The sequence below is a fragment of the Variovorax sp. 01T439_2 genome, from assembly GCF_056398445.1.
Genome location: NZ_JBFTPJ010000948.1, coordinates 1 through 2,245 on the forward strand (window position 1 = coordinate 1; position 2,245 = coordinate 2,245).

A 2,245-nucleotide genomic window follows, 5' to 3' on the forward strand; every position below is an offset into this window, starting at 1 on the left:
GCGTGGTGCTGCACGACAAGGACGTGTGCATCGGCTGCGGCTACTGCTCGTACGCCTGCCCGTTCGGCGCGCCGCAGTTCCCCTCGCAAGGCACCTTCGGCGTGCGCGGCAAGATGGACAAGTGCACCTTCTGCGCCGGCGGCCCCGAGGCCAACGGCTCCGAAGCCGAGTTCGAGAAATACGGCCGCAACCGGCTCGCCGAAGGCAAGCTTCCGGCCTGCGCCGAGATGTGCTCGACCAAGGCGCTTCTGGCCGGCGACGGCGACGTGGTGGCCGACATCTTCCGCACCCGCGTGGTCCAGCGCGGCAAGGGCGCCGAAGTCTGGGGCTGGGGCACCGCCTACGGCTCGCAGCAGGCCGGCACGCCGCCGGCCGGTGGAGTGCGCAAGTGAAGCGGCCGGGCCTCGTCTTCGCCGGCGTTGCGCTGGCCGCAACCTGCCTCGCGGCCTGCGGCGAGAAGCCGCAGACCAACGCGCAGGGCGTCAAGCACGACGCCGTGCCCTGGAGCGGCACGGGCACCCAGGAGAACGCCGGCACGGTGTTCACCGCGCCCGGCTGGAAGGTCGGCGACAAGACCGCCTGGGAGCAGCAGCTCAAGACCCGCGCGCAGAACGGGCAGAACGAATACAACAAAGAGAACTGAACGGAGAGCCCATGAAGCAAGCGCTGACCGCTCTCGCTCTTTGCTGTGCCGTGCTGGGTACGGCCTTCGCGCAGGCGCAGCCGCCGGCCGCCCCTGGAACGGCGTCCGCACCCGCGGCACCTGCCGCAACCGCCGCGCCGGAGGCCGCCGTGGGCGGCATCCGCGGCCAGAACATCTTCGAGGTCAAGCCCGAAGCCAGCGCCGACCCCAACTACGCGAACCAGACCAATGGCGAGCGCATGAAGGTGCAGCCCGGCAACAACGCGCCGATGTGGCGCCAGGTGGGGCAGGGCGTGACCGGCTACAGCAGCCTGCCGAAAAGCCAGGCGCCCGAGGCCGGCAACCTGATCCAGCCTTTCGTGCAGTACCCCGGCTCGCGCTTCACCAATGCCGGCGAAGCCTGGCGCCAGGTGCGCAACGACTGGATCATTCCCTATGGCGCGGCGCTGCTGTTCGTCGTGCTGCTGGCGCTGGCCATCTTCTATTTCACGCGCGGCCCGATCCGCCTGCACGGCCAGGAAACCGGCCGCAAGATCGAGCGCTTCACGCCCTTCGAACGCGCCACGCACTGGTCCAACGCCATTGCCTTCGTCACGCTGGCCATCACCGGCATCGTGATGGCCTTCGGCAAGTTCTTCCTGATGCCGTGGATGGGCAGCGCGCTCTTCGGCTGGATTGCCTACGCGCTCAAGAACGTCCATAACTTCGTCGGGCCGCTGTTCGTGGTGACGACGGTGTTCATGGTCTTCACCTTCATCCGCGACAACCTGCCGCGCGCCAGCGACCTCCAATGGCTCGCGCGCTTCGGCGGCCTGTTCGGCGGCAAGGAAGTGCCGTCGCACCGCTTCAATGCGGGCGAGAAGCTGGTCTTCTGGGGCGGCGTGCTGTTCCTCGGCCTCTTCATCATCGGCTCGGGGCTCTTCCTGGACAAGCTGCTGCCGGGCTTCGTCTACACGCGCGGCGAGATGCAGGTGGCGCACATGGTGCACGGCGTCGCCACCTTGCTGATGATGGCGATGATCATGGGCCACATCTACATCGGCACGCTCGGCATGACGGGCGCCTACAAGGCCATGCGCACCGGCTACGTCGACGAGACCTGGGCCCGGGAGCATCACGAACTCTGGTACGACGACATCGCCGCGGGCAAGATCCCTGCGCAGCGCACGGCGCCGGCTGGCTCGGCCGCTGCACCGGCCGCGCGGCCCGTGAGACCCGCCGAAGGAACACCCTCATGAAGCTGCCGTTGAATCTTTCTTGCGCATCGCTGCTGGTGCTTGCGCTGGCCGCGCCCGCGGCCTGGGCCAAGCTGGCGCCGCCTCCCGCCACCCCCGAAGCCAAGGCCAAGGCCGCCGAAGCCGCCGCCAAGACCGCCTGGAGCGGCAAGGTCGATGCCTACAAGCTCTGCCAGGCGCAGGACCGCGTCGCGGCCAAGTACCGCGCGAGCGYCACCGCGGCCGGCAAGCCGGTGCCGCCGGCGCCTGCCACGCCGCCCTGCGCCGACCCCGGCCCCTTCGTTTTCACGCCGCCGGCGGAAGCCAAGCCCATCGAGGCTGCGGGCGCGCATTCGCCGGCCACCACGGCCGCATCGCCGCCCAGCAC

4 protein-coding genes are annotated in these 2,245 nt (G+C 69.5%); all 4 read left to right on the forward strand.

Going from position 1 to position 2,245, the window contains the following annotated elements:
- A partial coding sequence (locus AC1DOC_RS30225; RefSeq protein ID WP_478131181.1) for a 4Fe-4S dicluster domain-containing protein occupies nt 1–392 on the forward strand: 392 nt, incomplete at its 5' end.
- Nucleotides 389–643, forward strand: a complete 255-nt coding sequence (locus AC1DOC_RS30230; RefSeq protein WP_027730200.1) for a hypothetical protein — start codon at nt 389–391, stop codon at nt 641–643. The genes AC1DOC_RS30225 and AC1DOC_RS30230, both read left to right, overlap by 4 nt.
- Before the next feature lie 11 nt (nt 644–654).
- Entirely contained in the window at nt 655–1,881 is a 1,227-nt protein-coding gene (locus AC1DOC_RS30235; RefSeq protein WP_478079332.1) for a formate dehydrogenase subunit gamma, read from the forward strand.
- Nucleotides 1,878–2,245 (forward strand): hypothetical protein (locus AC1DOC_RS30240; protein ID WP_478131182.1); only part of this gene is annotated, 368 nt, incomplete at its 3' end. The genes AC1DOC_RS30235 and AC1DOC_RS30240, both read left to right, overlap by 4 nt.

Excerpts from the sequence above, each read along its gene's own strand:
- AC1DOC_RS30235 (WP_478079332.1), top strand. The coding sequence starts at position 655 with ATGAAGCAAGCGCTGACCGCTCTCGCTCTTTGCTGTGCCGTGCTGGGT.